Here is a 21,617-nt window from a genome sequence, read left to right on the forward strand (position 1 = left end):
GTTGCCATTCTGATGAAGAAAGCTGATGAGAATCAAATCCAGTTGCCAGGGGAAGTGGCTTTCTTTATTGCTAAACGCCTGCGATCTAATGTTCGTGAACTCGAAGGCGCTTTGAATCGAGTCATCGCCAATGCCAATTTTACAGGCCGTGCGATTACTATTGATTTTGTACGCGAAGCATTACGTGACTTATTGGCTCTACAGGAAAAGCTGGTAACCATCGATAATATTCAGAAAACGGTGGCTGAATATTACAAAATCAAGGTTGCAGATCTGCTTTCCAAGCGCCGTTCACGCTCCGTTGCCCGTCCGAGACAAATGGCAATGGCGCTGGCAAAAGAGCTGACCAATCACAGCTTGCCTGAAATCGGGGATGCCTTTGGTGGACGTGACCATACAACTGTACTTCACGCTTGTCGTAAAATTGAACAACTGCGTGAAGAGAGTCACGATATCAAAGAAGATTTTTCTAACTTAATCAGAACATTGTCTTCCTAGCGCTATGAAATTCATCATTGAACGTGAGCAATTATTAAAACCTTTACAACAGGTTAGCAGCCCCTTGGGTGGTCGCCCTACCCTGCCTATTTTAGGCAACTTATTATTACAGGTAACAGAAGGTTCCCTGCTGCTGACAGGCACCGATTTGGAAATGGAAATGAAGGCTCGGGTGACACTTACCCAGCCACATGAACAAGGTGCAACAACTGTCCCCGCACGTAAATTTTTTGATATCTGGCGTGGGTTGCCTGACGGAGCAGAAATCAGTGTAGAACTGGATGGCGAGCGCATTCTCGTCCGTTCTGGTCGCAGCCGCTTTTCACTCTCTACATTACCTGCGGCTGATTTCCCCAATCTTGATGACTGGCAGAGCGAAGTCGAATTTTCTCTGCCTCAGGCCACACTGAAACGCCTGATCGAATCCACCCAATTTTCCATGGCGCATCAGGATGTTCGCTATTACTTGAATGGTATGTTGTTTGAAACTGAAGGTGAAGAACTGCGTACCATTGCCACAGACGGCCACCGTTTGGCCGTTTGTTCCATGAGCATCGGGCAAGATCTGCCGTCCCATTCAGTGATCGTACCCCGCAAAGGCGTCATTGAATTAATGCGTCTGCTCGATGGCGGTGACAATCCGCTGCAATTGCAGATTGGCAGCAATAACATTCGTGCTCATGTTGGTGATTTTATCTTCACATCGAAGTTGGTTGATGGCCGTTTTCCTGATTATCGTCGTGTATTACCCAAAAATCCTGATAAAACGTTGGAAGCCAATTGTGACACGCTTAAGCAAGCATTTTCGCGGGCAGCAATTTTGTCCAATGAAAAATTCCGCGGCGTTCGCATCTACTTGAGCGAAAATCAACTTAGAATTACCGCCAATAACCCAGAGCAGGAAGAGGCAGAAGAGATTGTTGATGTCAGTTACCAGGGTGCTGAAATGGAAATTGGCTTCAATGTCAGCTACGTACTGGATGTTCTGAACGCATTGAAATGCGAGCAAGTGAGTCTCCTGCTAACAGATGCCACATCCAGCGTAAAAATTGAGAATTCAGCCAGTCAGGCTGCGACTTATGTCGTGATGCCAATGCGCCTGTAACAAAATTTACTCATTATATGATTCTCTCGCGTTTGCTGATCCGCGATTTCCGTAATATCGCGGATGCTGACCTGCCACTGGCAACCGGTTTTAATTTTCTGGTTGGGCCGAACGGTAGCGGCAAAACAAGTATATTGGAAGCCATTTATACCTTAGGCCACGGCCGTGCTTTTCGCAGTATTCAGGCAGGCAGGGTAATTCGTCATGATTGCGAAGAATTCATTCTTCATGGGCGAATTGATCAGCAATCCCATGAACGTACTTTATCGGTAGGATTAAGCAAAAACCGTCAGGGCGATAGCAAAGTCAGGATAGATGGCAGTGATGGGCACAAAATTGCTGAATTAGCGAAAATACTACCGATGCAACTTATCACACCAGAAGGTTTTACGTTGCTAAATGGTGGCCCGAAATATCGTCGGGCCTTTATTGATTGGGGATGTTTTCACAATGAGCCACGCTTTTTTACTGCCTGGGCGAACCTGAAAAGGCTGCTTAAGCAGCGGAATGCCGCATTGCGACAAGTCACCCGCTACAGCCAAATCCGGCATTGGGATCGAGAACTTGCCCCATTGGCAACCGAAATTAGTCAATGGCGGGCTGAATATATTGCAGAAATTTCCGAGGATATAGAAAAAACCTGCAAACAATTTTTACCTGAATTCACACTGAGTATCAGCTTCCAGCAAGGTTGGGACAAAGAGAGTGAATATGCGGAACTGCTCGCGCGGCAGTTTGAGCGCGACAGATCGCTAACCTACACCGCTTCCGGCCCGCATAAAGCCGATCTGCGGATCAGGGCGGACGGTACACCAGTAGAAGATATGCTGTCCCGTGGTCAGTTGAAGTTACTGATGTGCGCATTGAGGTTAGCACAGGGTGAATATTTCACCCGACAGAGCGGGCAAAAATGCCTGTATCTGCTTGATGATTTTGCCTCAGAACTGGATGCCGGCCGTCGTCAGCTATTAGCCGAGCGTCTAAAATCTACGCAAGCCCAGGTGTTTGTCAGTGCAATCACATCCGGGCAAGTTACAGACATGATTGATGTAAATAGCAGGATGTTTCGCGTAGAACATGGCAAAATAGAGGTTCAACCACAGGATTAAGATGAGCGAGAAACGTTGATGTCGAATACATATGACTCCTCAAGTATCAAGGTATTAAAAGGGCTGGATGCCGTCCGTAAACGTCCAGGCATGTATATCGGTGATACCGATGATGGTACTGGCCTGCACCACATGGTCTTCGAGGTTGTTGATAACGCTATCGACGAAGCCCTCGCAGGTCATTGTGACAAAATAACTGTCACTATCCACGCAGATAATTCAGTTTCTGTGCAGGATGATGGCCGCGGTATTCCGACCGACATACACGAAGAAGAAGGTGTTTCAGCAGCAGAAGTTATTATGACTGTGCTGCATGCGGGGGGTAAATTCGATGATAACTCCTATAAAGTTTCCGGTGGACTGCATGGCGTGGGAGTGTCTGTTGTTAACGCCTTATCGGAAAAACTGGAACTGACTATCCGCCGTGACGGTAAGGTGCACGAACAAACCTATGGTCTGGGCGTGCCACAGTCACCATTGAAAGTCGTCGGAGATACTGAGCAGACAGGAACGACTGTCCGTTTCTGGCCAAGTATGGATACGTTTAAGATTAACACTGAGTTCGAATACGAAATTCTGGCAAAGCGTCTGCGTGAATTATCATTCCTTAACTCCGGTGTTGCCATTCGTTTAGTTGACAAGCGTACCAATGCCGAAGATCTCTTCCACTATGAGGGGGGCATCAAAGCGTTTGTTGAATTCCTGAGCCGCAATAAAAACCCCATTCACCCGAATGTCTTCTATTTCTGCACCGAAAAAGAGGGTATCTGTGTTGAAATTTCCATGCAATGGAATGACGGTTTTCAGGAAAACATTTACTGTTTCACCAATAATATTCCTCAGCGTGATGGGGGAACCCACCTGGTTGGTTTCCGTACCGCGATGACCCGTACCCTCAATAGCTACATGGACAAAGAGGGTTACAACAAAAAATCTAAAGTCAGCGCTACCGGTGACGATGCCCGTGAAGGCCTGATTGCGGTGATTTCCGTTAAAGTGCCTGATCCTAAATTCTCTTCTCAGACCAAAGATAAGCTGGTTTCTTCCGAAGTGAAAACGGTGGTCGAAACCCTGATGAATGAGAAGCTGGTGGAATACCTGCTGGAAAACCCAAACGATGCCAAAACCGTCGTCGGCAAAATCATTGATGCAGCCCGCGCCCGTGAAGCCGCCCGTAAAGCGCGTGAAATGACCCGCCGTAAAGGTGCCATGGATCTGGCTGGGTTGCCGGGCAAACTGGCTGACTGTCAGGAGCGCGATCCGGCGCTGTCTGAACTCTATCTGGTGGAGGGTGATTCCGCAGGCGGTTCAGCAAAACAGGGACGTAACCGTAAGAACCAGGCTATCCTGCCATTGAAAGGTAAAATCCTGAACGTTGAGAAAGCGCGCTTTGACAAGATGCTCTCCTCACAGGAAGTTGCCACGTTGATCACAGCCTTGGGTTGCGGCATTGGCCGTGATGAGTACAATCCAGACAAGCTGCGTTATCACAGCATTATCATCATGACCGATGCCGACGTTGATGGATCACACATCCGCACCCTGTTGCTGACATTCTTCTATCGTCAGATGCCGGAAATCATTGAGCGTGGCTATGTCTATATCGCTCAACCACCGCTGTATAAAGTGAAGAAAGGTAAACAAGAGCAATACATCAAAGATGACGATGCAATGGAAGCCTACCTGATGTCCATCGCATTGGATGGTGCAGCGTTGTATACCAATCCACATGCACCAGCCCTGAAAGGTGAAGCATTGGAAAAATTGGTGACTGAATTCAATGCCGCTCATAAAATCATCCGTCGCATGGAACGGCTGTATCCGCTGGCCCTGCTGAACAACCTGATTTACCATCCAAAACTGACCGAAGATACCTTGAACGATCAGGCAGAAGTGGAAGAGTGGGTAAGCACACTGGCTATTCGTCTGAATGACAAAGAACAGAATGGCAGCACTTACAGCTATCAAATCCATGAGAACCGTGAACGCCAAATTTTCGAACCCATTCTGTGCATTCGTACACATGGCGTTGATACCAACTACAATCTGGATTTCGATTTTATCCACGGTGGCGAATATCGCCGTATCACCAAACTGGGTGAATTGATCAGGAATTTGATTGAGGAAGGTGCATACATTGAACGTGGTGAACGCCGTCAGGCCGTAAGCAGCTTTGAACAGGCTCTGGAATGGCTGACTAAAGAGTCACGCCGTGGTCTTGCCGTCCAACGCTATAAAGGTCTGGGAGAGATGAACCCTGATCAGTTGTGGGAAACGACCATGAACCCAGAAACCCGTCGCATGATGCGTGTAACAGTGAAAGATGCGATTGCAACTGACCAACTGTTCACAACCTTGATGGGGGATGCGGTTGAACCTCGCCGGGCATTTATTGAAGAGAATGCCTTGAAAGCGGCGAATATTGATATCTGATATTCCCGACACTATTTACAGAACTATACTTAATAAATTTCAAGTTGCAGACAATAAAGCTGCAACTTGAAAAATGACAGGTTTATATCCACCAGAAAAATAAAAAATTATAACAATCTATAAATATAAACCTGCTGGATAATATAATATAAATATCCTCACCATGATATAGGGAAATTAACTATACATGAATTATCCCTATCTCTTAATATATAGTCACTCCCTATTATTAAGTTTGTTCTGCGCAACAAAATCTGAACAATGACCGCCTTAAAAAATTATTGACAATATCTGACTTATAAAGTTAATTAATATCCAAATTCATTCATCTAATCCGATTTATCGGAAGCTATATCATTATCCGTAGAGATATTTACATATTTATATATCTATATATTTAGTAATGTCATTTAGGAGAAGATCATGCAAAACTTTACTACCCAAACATCCACCATGCCTCATATTATTGATGCCGCGATGGTGAGTCAAAATGAGCTATGTCGTATATCCGACAATGCCGATGCTCTCCGGGCTAAAGCAATGGAACTGACTGATTCGTGGGAAGGTGTCATGTTCGCATTAACTCATGAAGAAATTGAAAATATCGCTCTCGCTGTTGGTTTCATTCCAGAAGTAGCCAGTAAAATTCACCATGAAATTAAATCACTTTCCTATGCCAAAATCCAATCCAACACAGGCTCAGATTCACTTGCTACCAAACATAACATGGATATTAGTCTTCTTGCGCTTCGGGGTGTAACAGACTTTGATTGTGCTTTATCTCATGTTAATGACAGTAATCTGGAAGAAATTCTGGATGAAAACCAAGAGATATTCCAGAAAATCCGTAATGCACTTCCCACTTATGAAGCCCGAATGAATTTTAGGCCCGAAACGGCCTCTGCTGTGCTTAAGTCTCTGGGTGCAGATATATCACCTGAATTGCTTTATGAAATTTGTCCAAAATACCATACGACATCGGTTATAGACCTTGAAAACCGCAAAGGGGTCAGTACCGAGTTTATTCGTTGTGTCACGTTAACATTGGGTACAACCATTTGCTAAAAGCAAAAAATAATCAATGCCGCCAATATTTCTATCGGATGGCGGCATTATCCCAACAAATACAGTGCTTCAATAAAAAACGTAACTCTTTTCTACAGCAGAATACGCAACATACGGCGCAAAGGCTCTGCTGCTCCCCATAGCAACTGATCACCCACCGTAAAGGCAGATAAATATTCCGGCCCCATATTCAGCTTACGCAGACGTCCTACTGGTGTATTCAACGTGCCGGTAACCGCTGCCGGCGTTAACTCCCGCATCGTTAGCTCCCGATCATTTGGAATAACACGAACCCAATCATTATGGGAAGCCAATAGCATTTCAATTTCCTGGATCGGGATATCTTGTTTCAATTTCAAGGTAAATGCCTGACTATGGCAACGCAATGCCCCAATACGGACACACAAGCCATCAATCGGGATCACATTATTGCCTGTGTTCAAGATCTTGTTGGTTTCCGCCTGACCTTTCCACTCTTCGCGGCTCTGCCCGTTTTCCAGTTGCTTATCGATCCACGGAATTAAGCTCCCCGCCAAAGGAACACCAAACTGGTCAGTTGGCAATGCACCACTGCGGGTAAAATCCGTTACACGTTTTTCAATATCCAAAATTGCGGAAGCGGGGGTCTGTAATTCTTTAGCAACCAGATTATGCAACATCCCCATTTGCACCAACAGCTCACGCATATGGCGAGCACCGCCGCCAGAAGCGGCCTGATAGCTTGATACCGACGCCCACTCAATCAAATCATTGGCAAACAATCCTCCCAACGACATCAACATCAAGCTGACGGTACAGTTACCGCCAACAAAGGTTTTGATGCCTTTATTCAGGCTATTTTGAATATGTTGGAGGTTAACAGGATCAAGAATAATGACAGCGTCATCATTCATACGTAATGCAGAAGCGGCATCAATCCAATATCCCTGCCAGCCGGTTGCTCTCAGTTTAGGGTAGATTTCATCGGTATAATCTCCACCCTGACAGCTAATGATAATATCCAGCGTACCCAGTGCCTCAATATCAAAAGCATCTTGTAACACACCTGATTTTCCGGCGAATTCTGGCGCAGGAAGCCCGTGCTGGGAGGTTGTGAAGAAAACCGGATTTATTGCGTCAAAATCCCGTTCTTCTACCATTCGCTGCATCAATACTGAGCCGACCATACCGCGCCAGCCGATAAAACCTACACACTTACTCATGTTTACCCTGCCTTGAAAGATGTTCATCTGATACCACTGATATCATTAAAACTGACAAAATATAGCAAAAGGTGCAAGTATATTTATGAGCTATAGCACTAGAACTTTTAAAGCGATGGGTCCAAAGCTATTGGATGCCCCGCTAATTTAGAAAATACCGCTAAATGCCATTTTTAAGCTATATTGAGATTTGCCCCGCTAATTTAGAAAATACCGCTGTAAAAGATCTCTTCTTTGTAACTGGTGATTATCTACTACAAAGGAACTGCCCTCGGTTTATTACCATGGCAAGAATGTATTTCAACCGAAGGGCATATTTTTGGCGCTATCTCAGGAATAGTTTTCTTTTGGATGACCAAGAAATCTCATCACAAATCGTTAGTTAAAATTTACTTCCATCGTAATGCTGTATCATCAATAGCTTGCCCCAATATCTCTTTATCCTTTTTATAATTATGGGAAACACGCCAATTTTGGCTGCGTCCCTGACGAGGAAGACCAGATTCACCACGTTTCACATAACCTGAACGCAATTCGCCAAAAATATGCTCATTAACCACGACTTCATCTGGTTGCGCGTGTGGTGTGACCGCCTTGGCATGACGACGATCCATTTCATTTAACAAACGACAAATATATTCGGCTGAGAGATCAATTTTTAATGTCCAGGCATTATTGATATAGCCAACCAGATAAGCAAAATTAGGAATATTCTGTACCAATGCTCCCTTATATAACAATTGGCTATGACTTTGTGGCTTTTGTCCATCAATAAAAAGTTCTATTCCTCCCATAAGATGTAATTGCAGCCCTGTGGCTGTCACTATGATATCTGTGGGTAATTCCTTACCAGATTGCAACAAAATGCCATTTGCAGTAATACGTTCAATCTGGTCGGTAACGATAGACGCTTTGCCTTCTTTCAATACTTTAAACAGATTACTGTCGGGAACAAAGCACAACCGTTCATCCCATGGCATGTACTTTGATGTCAAGTGTTTCATGTCAAAACCAGAGCCAACCTTTCTGCGAGCCAATCCCAATAAAAACGATTTGAGCAACTTAGGAAAATATCGACTTATCTTATATAGCGAACTGAAAAATAAGATATTGCGATTTTTACTTAACGTGTAAATCCAACGTTGGGGAATAAAGCCCTTTAGCAATTCTGCAATCTTATCCCTTCCGGGTATTGATAAAATGTAACCAGGAGAACGCTGTAGCATAGTGATATGTTCAGTATCATTAGCCATTGCCGGCAGTAAAGTGATTGCGGTTGCGCCACTTCCAATCACAACGACTCGCTTTCCTTTGTAATCCAATGCGTCGGGCCAATATTGAGGATGAATGATAGGGCCTTTGAAATCTTCAAGACCGGAAAATTTGGGGGAATAAGGTTCATCATAGTTATAGTAACCTGTCGCCATGATAAGAAAATGACAGATAAATTGCCGAGTGTTTCCACTGACTTCATCAATGGCAGTCACAGTCCATTGACAAGTTTCATTTGACCAGTCAGTTTGAGTGATTTTTAACCCGAACTGCATTTTCTTATCAACTTCATACTCTGTCGCCACTGAATGGAGATAGCGCCTAATTGCAGGACCATCAGCGAAAATACTGGTATCTGTCCAAGGACGGAATTTATAGCCATAGCTCATCATATCCGAATCTGTACGAATACCGGGATAGCGAAATAAATCCCAAGTTCCTCCCATATTATGGCGACGTTCTAAGATCCCCACTTTTTTATCAGGACATTCCCTTGCCAAATGACACGCCATACCAATGCCAGAAACTCCGGCCCCTATGATCAAAACATCATAATGGTTGCTCATGTGACCTCTCCTGCAAAAAGATTCTCTTAACCAGATAAGTAACTGATTCAATATGTCATGTTATTTTTTATTTGCAGGAACAACCATTTGCATTTATGTGGGGGGAGTATCAGGATGTTAATGATTGGTTATTCAAAAAATAAATAGCTGTTACTTTATAGCAGCCAATAAATCCTGAATTTTTAGAAAAATGGGCGTTGTTCTATCGGGCGCAGAATTCCCAATTCAACAAATCCGAGGGTCGCGTATTCAAGTTGAAAGGTTCGTTTGCAGGATAAACAGCAAAAGAGATAGCGTTGATGTCCTGCATCGCCTTTACCGTGTTTTTTGACGAATTCAGTTTGTTGACAAAATTAGACATTAACTATTTCAATTGTCGCCATTTAATCTCTCCGAAAAAAGAGCGATTATACACATATCGCCCATCAACGGTGTTGACGATACGTCAGACCGAAATGACGGCTACCACCAACGATTACCGTCATTTCATTTAATGTCGCCATTTAATCTCTCCAAAAGGATACACAACATCAACGGGAAGGACCAAGAGCAACCAACAAAAAGTATGATACTTTAATACTAAGTATGGATCTTTATTACTCAGTATGGGACTTTATTCCTCCCCTACATTTTTTACACATAATATTTTTTATGACTTCCCCCCACATTCAAAATAGGAGACTCTTACTCCACCGTCACCGATTTCGCCAAATTCCTCGGCTGATCCACATCCGTACCTTTGATCAATGCAACGTGGTAGGACAGTAATTGCAGTGGCACGGTATAGAAGATCGGTGCGATCAACTCTTCTACGTGTGGCAGGGAGATGATCTTCATGTTTTCACTGTTGGTGAAACCTGCATCCTGATCGGCGAAGACATACAACAAACCGCCACGGGCACGGACTTCTTCGATATTGGATTTCAGTTTTTCCAGCAGTTCGTTGTTTGGTGCAACGATGATGACCGGCATATCCGCATCGATCAGTGCCAACGGACCATGTTTCAATTCACCGGCAGCGTAGGCTTCTGCGTGGATATAGGAGATCTCTTTCAGTTTCAGTGCACCTTCAACCGCGATCGGGTATTGATCGCCACGGCCAAGGAACAGGGCATGATGTTTTTCAGAGAAATCTTCTGCCAATGCTTCAATCATCTTGTCTTTAGATAACATACTTTCAATACGGCTTGGCAGGGCGTGTAGAGCATGAACAATATCTTGTTCCAGTGCTGCATCCGCACCTTTCAGGCGTCCGATGTAAGCCACCAGCATCAGCAATACAGTTAGCTGGGTGGTAAAGGCTTTGGTGGATGCCACGCCGATTTCTGACCCTGCTTTGGTCATCAGGACAAATTCAGATTCACGTACCAAAGAGGAACCAGCAACGTTACAGATGGTCAACGAAGTCAGATAGCCTAGTTCTTTAGATAAACGCAGGGCAGCCAGGGTATCAGCCGTTTCACCAGATTGGGACAGGGTGATCAGCAGGCTTCCTTTACGGCGAGCCGGCTTGCGATAACGGAATTCAGAAGCGATTTCAACATCACATGGAATACCTGCCAGTGATTCGAACCAGTAGCGCGAAACCATTCCCGCATTGTAGGAAGTACCGCAGGCAACGATTTGGATATGCTCAACTTGTGACAGTAATTCCGCCGCATTAGCGCCCAACTCTGACAGATTTACCTGACCATTGCTCAAACGGCCTTCCAATGTGCTTTTGATCGCCATTGGCTGTTCGTAAATTTCTTTCTGCATGTAGTGACGGTATACCCCTTTATCACCGGCATCATACTGAATGTTGGATTCAATTTGCTCGCGCTCAACTGCTTCACCCTGTACATCAAAGATGCGAACGGTACGACGAGTGATTTCTGCGATATCACCCTCTTCCAGATAGATAAAGCGACGAGTCACTGGCAGTAATGCCAATTGGTCAGATGCCAGGAAGTTTTCACCCACCCCTAAGCCAATGACCAACGGGCTGCCAGAACGCGCAGCAACCAGCACATCAGGATGACGGCTATCCATAATTACGGTGCCATAAGCGCCACGTAATTGTGGGATCACACGCTGCACCACTTCCAGCAGTGAACCGCCTTGTTGCTGTTCCCAATGAACAAGATGGGCAATGGTTTCTGTATCTGTATCAGAAGAGAAGGTGTAACCACGCACTTTTAATTCTTCGCGTAGTTCTTCGTGGTTTTCAATAATGCCATTATGTACAACCACAATATGTTCAGAAACATGGGGATGGGCATTACGTTCGTTTGGTTCACCGTGAGTCGCCCAACGAGTATGAGCAATCCCCGTTCCGCCAATGACAGGCTGTTTGTCTACTTCATCAGCCAACATCTGCACTTTACCTACTTCACGCAGGCGAGTCATGCGGTTTTCACTGTCAATGACAGCCATACCCGCAGAATCATAACCCCGATACTCCAGGCGACGAAGGCCTTCGATCAGTATTTCTGCAATATCCCGTTGTGCTACTGCACCAACAATTCCACACATTTTGTTTTATTCCCAAAAACAGGGCGATGAAGCCCTTTTATGTCGCCAACCTGATTGTGTTTCGGCTTTGCCGTCCCCGAGCTTTGTAGAGATGGGGATTTTTATTATGGATATATCTTATTTATTTTTCTTCACTGGACGCTGCCAGTTTTTAATATGGGTTTGCTTTACACGACTGATAACCAAGTCATTCTCAGCAACGTCTTTTGTTACTGTGGTTCCGGCACCAATCGTCGCGCCTTTCGCAACCGTAACTGGCGCAACAAGCTGTGTGTCAGAACCAACAAAAACATCATCACCAATGATGGTCTTAAATTTATTGGCGCCATCATAGTTACAAGTAATGGTTCCCGCACCAATATTGACATTATTGCCAATTTCAGAATCACCAAGATAAGTCAGATGACCTGCCTTGGAACCTGTGCCAAGCGAGGATTTTTTCATTTCAACGAAATTGCCCACATGCGCTTTTTCCGCCAATTTGGAACCCGGGCGTAAACGGGCAAAAGGCCCAATAGTACACTCTGCCGCAATTTCAGAATCTTCAATGACGGTGTACGGGTCAATAACTGCCCCATCACCAATAACACAATTTTTCAGGATACAACCAGAGCCGATTTGAACATTATTTCCCAGTGTGACATGACCTTTAATAATCACATTGGTATCAATCACCACATCACGACCGTGTTCTAGTGTTCCGCGCAAATCAAAACGGGCAGGATCTAACAACATGACGCCCGCCAGCAGTAATTTGTCCGCTTGCTCAGATTGGTAAATACGTTCCAGAGCAGAAAGTTGCAGACGATTGTTGACCCCTTCCATTTCACTTAAACGGCTTGGGTGTACGGCCTTGATTTGACGGCCTTCTTTGTGTGCAAGCGCAATAACATCCGTCAGGTAATATTCGCCCTGTGCGTTATTGTTTTCCAGCCTGGATAACCACCGTTTCAAATCACCGCTATTCGCCACCAAAATACCGGTGTTAATTTCGTTGATTTTACACTGTTCTTCCGTTGCATCTTTATGTTCGATAATACCCGTCACTTCACCATCTTCACGGATGATACGACCATAGCCCGTTGGATTATCCAGTATGGCAGTTAATAAACCAATTCCACCCTCTGGTTTAGCTTCAATCAAACGCGCCAAGGTATCTTTGCCAATCAAAGGCACATCACCGTACAGGATCAAAATATCTTCATCATCCGAAAAATACGGAGCAGCTTGCTGCATGGCATGACCTGTACCAAGCTGTTCAGCTTGCAGTACCCAATTCAGATCCTGGTTGAGAAGTGCTTGTTTCATCAAATCACCACCATGCCCATAAACCAGGTGAACATTTTGGGCGCCCAACGCCATTGCGGTATCAATAACATGCTGAACCATTGGCTTACCGGCCAGCAAGTGCAGAACTTTAGGAAGAGCGGAATACATACGAGTTCCCTTGCCTGCGGCAAGGATCACGACACTTTTTGTACCGACATTATTTGCGTTGTCATTATTTACAATGATAGACATAAGAAACCTGACAATCCCAATTTTTAAGTATGAAAGTAAACCTGTTTGCGAAATAAATTGCCACATATTTCGTAATGCAAAAAAGCCAGTTAGTTTTCACCAACTGGCTTTTTATCTAACTGCCTATACCCTTTGGGTATTTATTACATCATTTTTTTTGTCAATTCGATAACACGAAGTTTCGCGATCGCTTTCGACAATTCAGCAGATGCCTGAGCATAATCAACATCGCCGTGAGAATTACGGATGTGTTCTTCCGCCTTGCGCTTGGCTTCAAGCACTTTAGCTTCGTCCAAATCCTTACCACGGATCGCTGTATCGGCCAGTACGATAACGCCATTTGGCTGAACTTCAAGAATACCACCAGACAGGTAGATAAATTCTTCTTCACCAAACTGCTTAACAATACGTATCATGCCCGGTTTTATGGCAGTAAGCAGTGGTGTGTGTTGAGGATAGATCCCCAGTTCACCTTCACTACCTGTCACCTGAATTTTCTGTACCAGCCCTTCAAACAACAGTTTTTCAGCACTGACTACGTTCAGGGAGAACGTCATTGCAGCCATATCAACCTCCCGTCAGCCGTATTAAAGCGTTTTCGCTTTTTCCATCGCTTCTTCGATGGTGCCAACCATGTAGAACGCCTGCTCTGGCAGATGGTCATAATCACCGTTCAGGATGCCTTTGAAGCCTCGGATAGTGTCTTTCAGAGGAACAAATTTACCTGGTGAACCGGTGAAGACTTCTGCAACGAAGAATGGCTGAGACAGGAAGCGCTGGATCTTACGGGCACGTGCCACAACCAGTTTGTCGTCTTCAGACAGTTCGTCCATACCCAGAATAGCGATGATGTCTTTCAGTTCCTGATAACGTTGCAGGATAGACTGAACACCACGAGCCACGTCATAGTGCTCCTGACCAACAACCAGTGGGTCAAGCTGACGGCTGGTTGAATCCAGTGGATCAACCGCAGGGTAGATACCCAGAGATGCGATCTGACGGCTCAATACGACGGTTGCATCCAAGTGAGCAAAGGTTGTCGCAGGTGATGGGTCAGTCAAGTCATCCGCAGGAACGTAAACGGCCTGTACGGAGGTGATAGAGCCAGTTTTAGTCGAGGTGATACGCTCTTGCAGAGCGCCCATCTCTTCCGCCAATGTTGGCTGATAACCTACCGCAGATGGCATACGCCCCAACAGTGCAGATACTTCAGTCCCTGCCAGAGTATAACGATAAATGTTATCAACGAACAACAGAACGTCGCGGCCTTCATCACGGAATTTTTCTGCCATCGTCAAACCAGTCAATGCAACACGCAGACGGTTTCCTGGTGGCTCATTCATCTGACCATACACCAGAGATACTTTATCCAGTACGTTTGAATCGGTCATTTCATGATAGAAGTCGTTACCTTCACGGGTACGCTCACCTACACCAGCAAATACAGAGTAACCGGAGTGCTCGATCGCGATGTTACGGATAAGCTCCATCATGTTAACGGTTTTACCTACACCCGCACCACCGAACAGACCCACTTTACCACCCTTAGCGAATGGGCAGATCAAGTCCATAACTTTAATACCGGTTTCCAGCAGTTCCTGAGAGTTAGATAACTCTTCATAGGATGGTGCTGTACGGTGAATTGACCAGCGCTCTTCTTCGCCGATTTCACCTTTCATGTCAATGGGATCGCCCAATACGTTCATGATACGGCCCAGTGTTGCTTTACCCACTGGTACTTCGATTGGGTGTCCTAAATCAGTCACGTCCAAATTACGGCGCAGGCCATCGGAAGTACCCATTGCGATACAACGAACGATACCACCACCTAACTGCTGCTGAACTTCCAGCACCAGTTTTTCTTCACCGTTTTTAACCTCAAGGGCATCGTATACTTTTGGTACGCTGTCCTGAGGGAATTCGACGTCCACCACGGCGCCGATTACCTGGATAATCTTTCCAGTAGCCATCTTGAATCCTCTACGTAATTCGTAAACCTAGCTGTTAAACCGCAGAAGCACCCGAAACGATTTCGGTGAGTTCCTGAGTGATGCTGGCCTGACGAGCCTTGTTGTAAACCAACTGCAACTCTTTGATCAGGTTGCCACCGTTATCGGTCGCGGCTTTCATCGCTACCATTCGTGCGGCCTGTTCACTAGCCAGGTTTTCAACGACGCCCTGATAAACTTGCGATTCTATATAACGACGCAGCAGGGTATCCAACAGCGCCTTAGGATCAGGTTCATACAGATAGTCCCAGGACTTCTTCTTCAGTGTTTCATCGTCTCCGGCGGGCAGAGGCAATAACTGAGTGATCGTCGGAACCTGAGACATTGTATTCATGAACTTGTTTGTCACTATATACAGTTTATCCAGACGCCCTTCGTCATATGCTTGCATCATGACGTGGACTGGCCCGATCAGTTCGGATAATGATGGGTTATCTCCCATCCCTGTTACTTGAGCAACAATGTTGCCACCAACAGAAGAAAAGAAGGAAACCGCTTTTGATCCAATAAGCGCCAAATCAACTTGAACGTTTTTATCAGACCAGTCTTTCATTTCTATCAGCAATTTTTTGAACACGTTAATGTTCAAACCGCCACATAAACCACGGTCAGTCGAAACAACCACGTACCCAACACGCTTCACTTCGCGCTCTTCAAGGTATGGATGTTTGTATTCCAGATTACCTAACGCAAGGTGTCCAATCACACTGCGAATGGTTTCTGCATAAGGACGGCTGGCTGCCATGCGATCCTGCGTTTTACGCATTTTGGACGCGGCGACCATCTCCATCGCTTTAGTGATTTTTTGCGTGTTCTGCACACTGGCGATTTTGGTACGTATCTCTTTTGCGCCGGCCATTTCTGCTTCTCCGAATTCAACCAGACGGCCCATTTTTTATTCATCAACAGAATAAAACTGGGCCGAATAGTGTTACCAGGACTGAGTCGCCTTGAAGGATTCCAACAGAGCTTTCAGCTTCGCTTCGATCTCTCCATTGTAATCACCAGACTGGTCAATCTCTTTCAGAAGATCAGCATGTTCACGGTTAGCATAAGCCAACAGCGCAGCTTCGAAACTGACCACTTTTGCGATTTCGATATCTTCCAAATAACCACGTTCAGCAGCAAACAGAGACAGAGCCTGCTGTGCAATGGACATCGGCTGATATTGTTTCTGCTTCAACAACTCAGTGACTTTCTGACCATGATCTAACTGCTTACGCGTTGCATCATCCAGATCAGAAGCAAACTGGGAGAATGCTGCCAGTTCACGGTACTGAGCCAGAGCGGTACGAATACCACCAGACAGTTTCTTGATGATCTTAGTCTGAGCAGCACCACCTACACGGGATACGGAAATCCCTGGGTTAACCGCTGGACGGATACCTGAGTTAAACAGAGAAGATTCAAGGAAGATCTGACCATCAGTGATGGAGATAACGTTTGTTGGTACGAACGCAGAAACGTCACCCGCCTGAGTTTCAATGATTGGCAGTGCAGTCAGAGAACCGGTTTTACCCTTCACTTCACCATTAGTGAATTTTTCAACATATTCAGCGTTAACACGCGCTGCACGCTCCAGCAAACGGGAGTGCAGGTAGAAAACGTCACCAGGGTATGCTTCACGTCCGGGTGGACGACGCAGCAACAGGGAAATCTGACGGTATGCTACAGCCTGTTTAGACAGATCATCGTAAACAATCAGAGCATCTTCACCGCGATCACGGAAGTATTCACCCATCGCACAACCAGAGTAGGGTGCCAGATATTGCAGGGCCGCAGATTCAGAAGCGGATGCAACAACAACGATGGTGTTTTCCAGGGCGCCATGTTCTTCCAGTTTACGAACTACGTTAGCAATGGTAGAGGCTTTCTGGCCAATCGCAACATAGACACATTTGATACCAGAATTACGCTGGTTGATGATCGCATCAATAGCCAGAGCAGTTTTACCGGTCTGACGGTCGCCGATAACCAGCTCGCGCTGGCCGCGGCCGATTGGGATCATGGCATCAACGGATTTGTAACCAGTTTGGACAGGCTGGTCAACGGATTGGCGATCGATAACACCTGGCGCGATAACTTCTACCGGTGAGAAGCCATCGTTCTCAATAGCGCCCTTGCCGTCAATTGGCTCACCCAGTGTGTTAACAACACGACCCAGCAGACCACGACCAACAGGCACTTCCAAAATACGGCCAGTACATTTGACTTTCATGCCTTCGGCCAAGTCAGCATACGGACCCATCACAACCGCACCTACAGAGTCGCGCTCCAGGTTCAGTGCAATTGCGTAACGGTTGCCAGGCAGAGAAAGCATTTCACCCTGCATGACATCAGCTAAACCGTGGATACGAATGATACCGTCGTTAACGGAAACTATCGTACCTTCATTGTGAGCTTCGCTCACGACATTGAACTGAGCAATACGCTGTTTGATCAGTTCGCTGATTTCGGTGGAATTCAGTTGCATATGCTCCAGTCCCCTTAAGACTGCAAGACGTCTGTTAAACGATTCAGACGGCCACGAATACTGCCGTCAATCACCATGTCACCCGCGCGGATAATCACGCCGGCAATAACAGACTTGTCAATTTTGCAATTCAGCTTCACTTTGCGTGACAGACGTTTTTCCATCGCCGCAGAAATTTTAGCCTGCTGCTGCTCATTCAGTTCGGTCGCAGAAGCCACTTCAACATTGATAGTCGATTCAAGTGACGCACGCAATTGGATAAATTGCTGGAAGACTTCTGGCAGTACCAGCAAGCGACCATTTTCTGCCATTACACGAATAAAGTTCTGAGCATGCTCATCAACCTGCTCACCACAAAGGGTGATGAAGGTTTTAGCTAACGTTTCCGGTGCTAATGAACCGGAAAGCAGCTCACCAACCTGCTCATTGCGAGTAACCTCAGCAATAAACGCCAGCATATTCTGCCAGTGTTCAAGCGACTGGTGTTCTACAGCAAAGTCAAAAGCTGCTTTGGCGTAGGGGCGAGCTACCGTAGCGAATTCAGACATGCCCCTCCCTCCTTACAGTTCAGCGACCAGTTTATCAACGATGTCGCTGTTAGCAGCTTCATCCACGGAACGTTCGATGATTTTCTCGGCACCTGCGATAGCCAACATCGCAACCTGTTTACGTAACTCTTCACGCGCACGCTTGCGTTCAGCTTCAATTTCAGCATGAGCTTGCGCCACAATTCTGTTACGTTCCAGCTCTGCTTCTGCTTTCGCATCATCAATAATTTGGGCTTTTTGTTTATTAGCCTGCTCAATGATAACTTGTGCATCAGCTTTCGCTTTTTTCAGTTGGTCGGTCGCATTGGCTTGCGCTAAGTCCAGGTTCTTTTTGGCACGCTCTGCTGAAGCCAAACCGTCAGCAATCTCTTTCTGACGTTTTTCAATGGCCGCCATAATTGGTGGCCATACATACTTCATGCAGAACAAAACAAACAGGACAAACGCGAAGGCCTGGCCGAGGATTGTTGCGTTAATATTCACGACACAATACCTCTATTTCAATTAATAAATTGGCGTAATTTTAAGTTCTGCTATCTTATTAACCGCCAACAGCGAACATCATAAACAAGCCCAGGCCCACAGCAATCATCGGGATGGCGTCAACCAGGCCCATGACGATAAAGAACTGCGTACGCAGCAGAGGAATCAGATCAGGTTGGCGAGCAGCGCCTTCCAGGAATTTACCCCCGAGGATGCCGATACCGATCGCAGCACCGATAGCAGCCAAACCCATCAGAATAGCGGCAGCTATGTACAGCAGATCCATGTTTATATCCATGACAGTCTCCAGTTTGTTTCAAGTTAAAACACAATTATTGATTGATAAAAATTAATGCTCTTCAGATGCCATCGACAGATAAACAATCGTCAGAACCATGAAAATAAAGGCTTGTAACGTAATAATTAGTATGTGGAAAATCGCCCAAGGCAGGCTGAGTAACCACTGTGCTCCCCACGGTAGAAGGGCCGCAATAAGAATAAAGATCAATTCGCCAGCATACATATTACCAAACAGTCGCAGACCGAGTGATATAGGTTTAGACAGCAAGCTGACCCCTTCCAAGATTAAGTTAATTGGAATAAAGAGTGGATGATTGAAAGGCTGCAATGTCAGCTCCTTCGCAAAGCCACGAATTCCTTTCATCTTAATGCTGTAGAACAGAATGAGGACAAAAACACCGAGGGCCATCGACAAAGTGACACTGACGTCTGCGGTTGGAACAATACGCAGAGCAGGCAAGCCGAAGAAGTGTTCACCGATTAGAGGAATAAAATCGATTGGCAGCAAATCCAATGCGTTCATAAGTAACACCCAGACGAACACAGTCAAAGCCAGAGGAGCTATCACTTTGCTCTTGCCGTGATACATATCACGCACGGTGTTATCAACGAAGCCGATTACCATTTCTATTGCAGTCTGAAATTTGCCCGGAACACCGTCAGTGGCGCGAACCGCGACTCTTCTGAATACAAATAGAAACAACATCCCTAATACGATGGAGAAAAAAAGCGAGTCGATATTCAACGTCCAAAACGTCGCCTCATAACCACTAGCGTGGGGATTGACCAACTCAAAGGTACGCAAGTCCAACTGAAGGTGCTTCAGGTGATGACTTATGTACTCCGAAGTTGAAACTTCTCCTGATGCAGACATGATGCTTTTTACCCTTTTGTTGTTAAAAACGCTAACCGTTCATTACGGCAGGTGCGATGATCTGCACAATCAGCACCGCTAAATAGGCCACACCAAGTGGTGCAAATGCCGCCTTGAACACCCCTAAAGCGACTATCAGCACGGTTATCGTAATGATAACCTTCACCCCTTCGCTAATCGCGAAAAACCATGCAATCCGTACTGGAACCCCTTCTTCTTTTACCTTTTGGAAGCGGCTAAGTAGCATAAAAACGGCATTTGGTAGCCAACATGCTAGCCCACCAGCAAAAGCAGAAGCGCCCCACTCTATACTTTTGGTACAAAAAGCTACACTGAGAATAACAAAAGTCATTAACTGCAAAAATAACAGTTTCAGTGCCATTCTACCGCTGTAAAGGGATACAGACATGACTTTTGTTTTCTCCCTGTGGTACACCATCACATATCAGGCTTTGCTGAATGTTGTATAAAACTGGCTTTGCTTAAGAGTGTCAAGTGACAAAAACGTGCAAATTATACGGGCCGCCAAAATGAATTCAATCCATAAGTAGCGAAAAAGTGAATAATTATTTAAATTTCTAACTTTGATGCTAGATCGCTCACAAATACCATTTAATATTCTGCAATGACTAATGGTATGACCTCAAAATTAAACGTGATATACATCACATTAAACAAAAATCATTAATTATGTTTATCATTAAATATGTGATAAAAATCTTTTATTTTTTATCGAAAATCAAACTATTAATATTATAGCTATGAAGTTTTATCTGATATACCGATAAAAAAGGTTAAATGATTATTTTCTCACTTTCTCTAAAATTTATTTATAAAGAAAATCGATAGCAATCTTTGAAAAGAGAAATTCTACCAATATAAAAATAACGTTGGTTTTCTGTGAATCACCTGTAAATAAAGTTGAATCCATGGAAGAGAATAATGAGTAACGCCAGTTACATTTTAAATGTCGTTGGCGTCACTCATTATTTAGATTTTTATTGACAAATAGCAAAGTTAGTTTGACTTAAGTATTACCAGATGACGCTGTTCATCTAACTCTGTGACTTGGAGAGGAACGACCGTGTCGAGCACAATCCCCGTTGGCAATTCAGCCAATTCATCTTCCGGCAGTACACCTTTCAAAGCATAAAAACGCCCTTCAAGTGGTTTAGGAAGATGGTTGCACCATGACAGCATGTCTTGCAGTGAAGCAAATGCACGGCTAATCACCCCATCAAAAAGAGGTTCAGGAATAAATTCTTCAACCCGACGCTGCACAGGTTCAATATTGTTTAAGCCTAATTCATGTTGAACCTGACGCAAAAAGCGAACGCGTTTTCCCAAACTATCCAATAAAGTGAAATGGGAATCCGGACGTACAATGGCCAGTGGGATGCCTGGCAAGCCAGGCCCTGTTCCAACATCAATAAAACGCGTCCCACGCAGGAATGGATTAACAACGATGCTATCCATAATATGCCTAACCAGCATTTGTTCCGGATCGCGGACAGATGTCAGGTTATAAGCTCTGTTCCATTTATTCAGCATGTCAACATAGGCAATGAGCTGCTGTTTTTGTGGCAGTGATAACGTAATGTCAGTTTTCGCCAGCAGTGATTCCAATTTATTAAGCAAAATCTGT

Annotated in this window: 20 protein-coding genes and 1 pseudogene; 6 read left to right on the forward strand and 15 right to left on the reverse strand. The window is 45.1% G+C overall.

Annotation, left to right across the window (positions count from 1 at the left end):
* From ACSJJG_RS00005 to ACSJJG_RS00025, 5 genes are all read left to right on the forward strand, one after another.
* Positions 1–498: helix-turn-helix domain-containing protein (locus tag ACSJJG_RS00005; RefSeq protein ID WP_045973253.1), on the forward strand; the 498-nt coding region annotated here is incomplete at its 5' end.
* 4 nt (positions 499–502) lie between these two features.
* Positions 503–1,603 (forward strand): DNA polymerase III subunit beta, encoded by a 1,101-nt coding sequence (dnaN, locus tag ACSJJG_RS00010; RefSeq protein WP_481087999.1) that lies wholly within the window; start codon positions 503–505, stop codon positions 1,601–1,603.
* Positions 1,604–1,620: 17 nt separating this feature from the next.
* Positions 1,621–2,712 (forward strand): DNA replication/repair protein RecF, encoded by a 1,092-nt coding sequence (gene recF / locus ACSJJG_RS00015; RefSeq protein ID WP_481088000.1) that lies wholly within the window; start codon positions 1,621–1,623, stop codon positions 2,710–2,712.
* 18 nt (positions 2,713–2,730) lie between these two features.
* The gene (gyrB, locus tag ACSJJG_RS00020) at positions 2,731–5,145 is read left to right on the forward strand and encodes a DNA topoisomerase (ATP-hydrolyzing) subunit B (protein WP_481088001.1); all 2,415 of its coding nucleotides are present in this window, start codon (positions 2,731–2,733) and stop codon (positions 5,143–5,145) included.
* Positions 5,146–5,568: 423 nt separating this feature from the next.
* On the forward strand, positions 5,569–6,210 hold the full coding sequence (locus tag ACSJJG_RS00025; protein ID WP_481088002.1) for a hypothetical protein: 642 nt from the start codon (positions 5,569–5,571) through the stop codon (positions 6,208–6,210).
* 92 nt (positions 6,211–6,302) lie between these two features.
* Here the strand turns inward: ACSJJG_RS00025 and asd are convergent, their stop codons facing one another.
* The 3 genes and pseudogenes from asd to ACSJJG_RS00040 form a co-directional block, all read right to left on the reverse strand.
* Positions 6,303–7,412 (reverse strand): aspartate-semialdehyde dehydrogenase, encoded by a 1,110-nt coding sequence (gene asd / locus ACSJJG_RS00030; RefSeq protein WP_481088003.1) that lies wholly within the window; start codon positions 7,410–7,412, stop codon positions 6,303–6,305.
* Between the two features lie 389 nt (positions 7,413–7,801).
* The gene (locus ACSJJG_RS00035; RefSeq protein WP_481088004.1) at positions 7,802–9,250 is read right to left on the reverse strand and encodes a flavin-containing monooxygenase; all 1,449 of its coding nucleotides are present in this window, start codon (positions 9,248–9,250) and stop codon (positions 7,802–7,804) included.
* A 242-nt stretch (positions 9,251–9,492) separates the two neighbouring features.
* A pseudogene (locus ACSJJG_RS00040) lies at positions 9,493–9,603 on the reverse strand (IS1 family transposase); the annotation flags it as partial.
* Here ACSJJG_RS00040 and ACSJJG_RS00045 point away from each other — a divergent pair.
* Complete coding sequence (locus ACSJJG_RS00045) at positions 9,550–9,744, forward strand: hypothetical protein (RefSeq protein ID WP_481088005.1); 195 nt, start codon at positions 9,550–9,552, stop codon at positions 9,742–9,744. The pseudogene ACSJJG_RS00040 and the gene ACSJJG_RS00045 overlap by 54 nt on opposite strands.
* 190 nt (positions 9,745–9,934) lie before the next feature.
* On the opposite strand, the gene glmS is transcribed toward ACSJJG_RS00045, so the two are convergent.
* The 12 genes from glmS to rsmG all read right to left on the reverse strand — a co-directional run bounded on the left by glmS (position 9,935) and on the right by rsmG (position 21,610).
* Complete coding sequence (glmS, locus tag ACSJJG_RS00050; RefSeq protein ID WP_481088006.1) at positions 9,935–11,764, reverse strand: glutamine--fructose-6-phosphate transaminase (isomerizing); 1,830 nt, start codon at positions 11,762–11,764, stop codon at positions 9,935–9,937.
* Positions 11,765–11,881: 117 nt separating this feature from the next.
* Positions 11,882–13,285 (reverse strand): bifunctional UDP-N-acetylglucosamine diphosphorylase/glucosamine-1-phosphate N-acetyltransferase GlmU, encoded by a 1,404-nt coding sequence (gene glmU / locus ACSJJG_RS00055; protein ID WP_481088007.1) that lies wholly within the window; start codon positions 13,283–13,285, stop codon positions 11,882–11,884.
* A gap of 143 nt (positions 13,286–13,428) precedes the next feature.
* Entirely contained in the window at positions 13,429–13,851 is a 423-nt protein-coding gene (locus tag ACSJJG_RS00060; RefSeq protein WP_047770884.1) for a F0F1 ATP synthase subunit epsilon, read from the reverse strand.
* A 21-nt stretch (positions 13,852–13,872) separates the two neighbouring features.
* Positions 13,873–15,255: a F0F1 ATP synthase subunit beta gene (gene atpD, locus ACSJJG_RS00065; protein WP_481088008.1), complete on the reverse strand. Its 1,383-nt coding sequence runs from the start codon at positions 15,253–15,255 to the stop codon at positions 13,873–13,875.
* Positions 15,256–15,289: 34 nt separating this feature from the next.
* Complete coding sequence (gene atpG, locus ACSJJG_RS00070; protein ID WP_481090334.1) at positions 15,290–16,153, reverse strand: F0F1 ATP synthase subunit gamma; 864 nt, start codon at positions 16,151–16,153, stop codon at positions 15,290–15,292.
* Positions 16,154–16,225: 72 nt separating this feature from the next.
* Positions 16,226–17,767, reverse strand: coding sequence for a F0F1 ATP synthase subunit alpha (gene atpA / locus ACSJJG_RS00075; protein WP_481088009.1), 1,542 nt, complete (start codon positions 17,765–17,767; stop codon positions 16,226–16,228).
* Between the two features lie 14 nt (positions 17,768–17,781).
* Entirely contained in the window at positions 17,782–18,315 is a 534-nt protein-coding gene (gene atpH, locus ACSJJG_RS00080; RefSeq protein ID WP_047770881.1) for a F0F1 ATP synthase subunit delta, read from the reverse strand.
* Between the two features lie 12 nt (positions 18,316–18,327).
* Positions 18,328–18,798 (reverse strand): F0F1 ATP synthase subunit B, encoded by a 471-nt coding sequence (gene atpF / locus ACSJJG_RS00085; RefSeq protein ID WP_481088010.1) that lies wholly within the window; start codon positions 18,796–18,798, stop codon positions 18,328–18,330.
* A 58-nt stretch (positions 18,799–18,856) separates the two neighbouring features.
* A complete protein-coding gene (gene atpE, locus ACSJJG_RS00090; RefSeq protein WP_045967711.1) occupies positions 18,857–19,096 on the reverse strand; it encodes a F0F1 ATP synthase subunit C in 240 nt (79 codons plus the stop codon).
* A 51-nt stretch (positions 19,097–19,147) separates the two neighbouring features.
* On the reverse strand, positions 19,148–19,972 hold the full coding sequence (gene atpB / locus ACSJJG_RS00095; protein ID WP_047770879.1) for a F0F1 ATP synthase subunit A: 825 nt from the start codon (positions 19,970–19,972) through the stop codon (positions 19,148–19,150).
* Between the two features lie 31 nt (positions 19,973–20,003).
* Positions 20,004–20,381, reverse strand: coding sequence for a F0F1 ATP synthase subunit I (atpI, locus tag ACSJJG_RS00100; RefSeq protein ID WP_481088011.1), 378 nt, complete (start codon positions 20,379–20,381; stop codon positions 20,004–20,006).
* 608 nt (positions 20,382–20,989) lie between these two features.
* A complete protein-coding gene (gene rsmG, locus ACSJJG_RS00105; RefSeq protein ID WP_481088012.1) occupies positions 20,990–21,610 on the reverse strand; it encodes a 16S rRNA (guanine(527)-N(7))-methyltransferase RsmG in 621 nt (206 codons plus the stop codon).
* Between the last annotated feature and the right edge of the window lie 7 nt (positions 21,611–21,617).

This window comes from Xenorhabdus sp. SGI 60 (assembly GCF_056632175.1).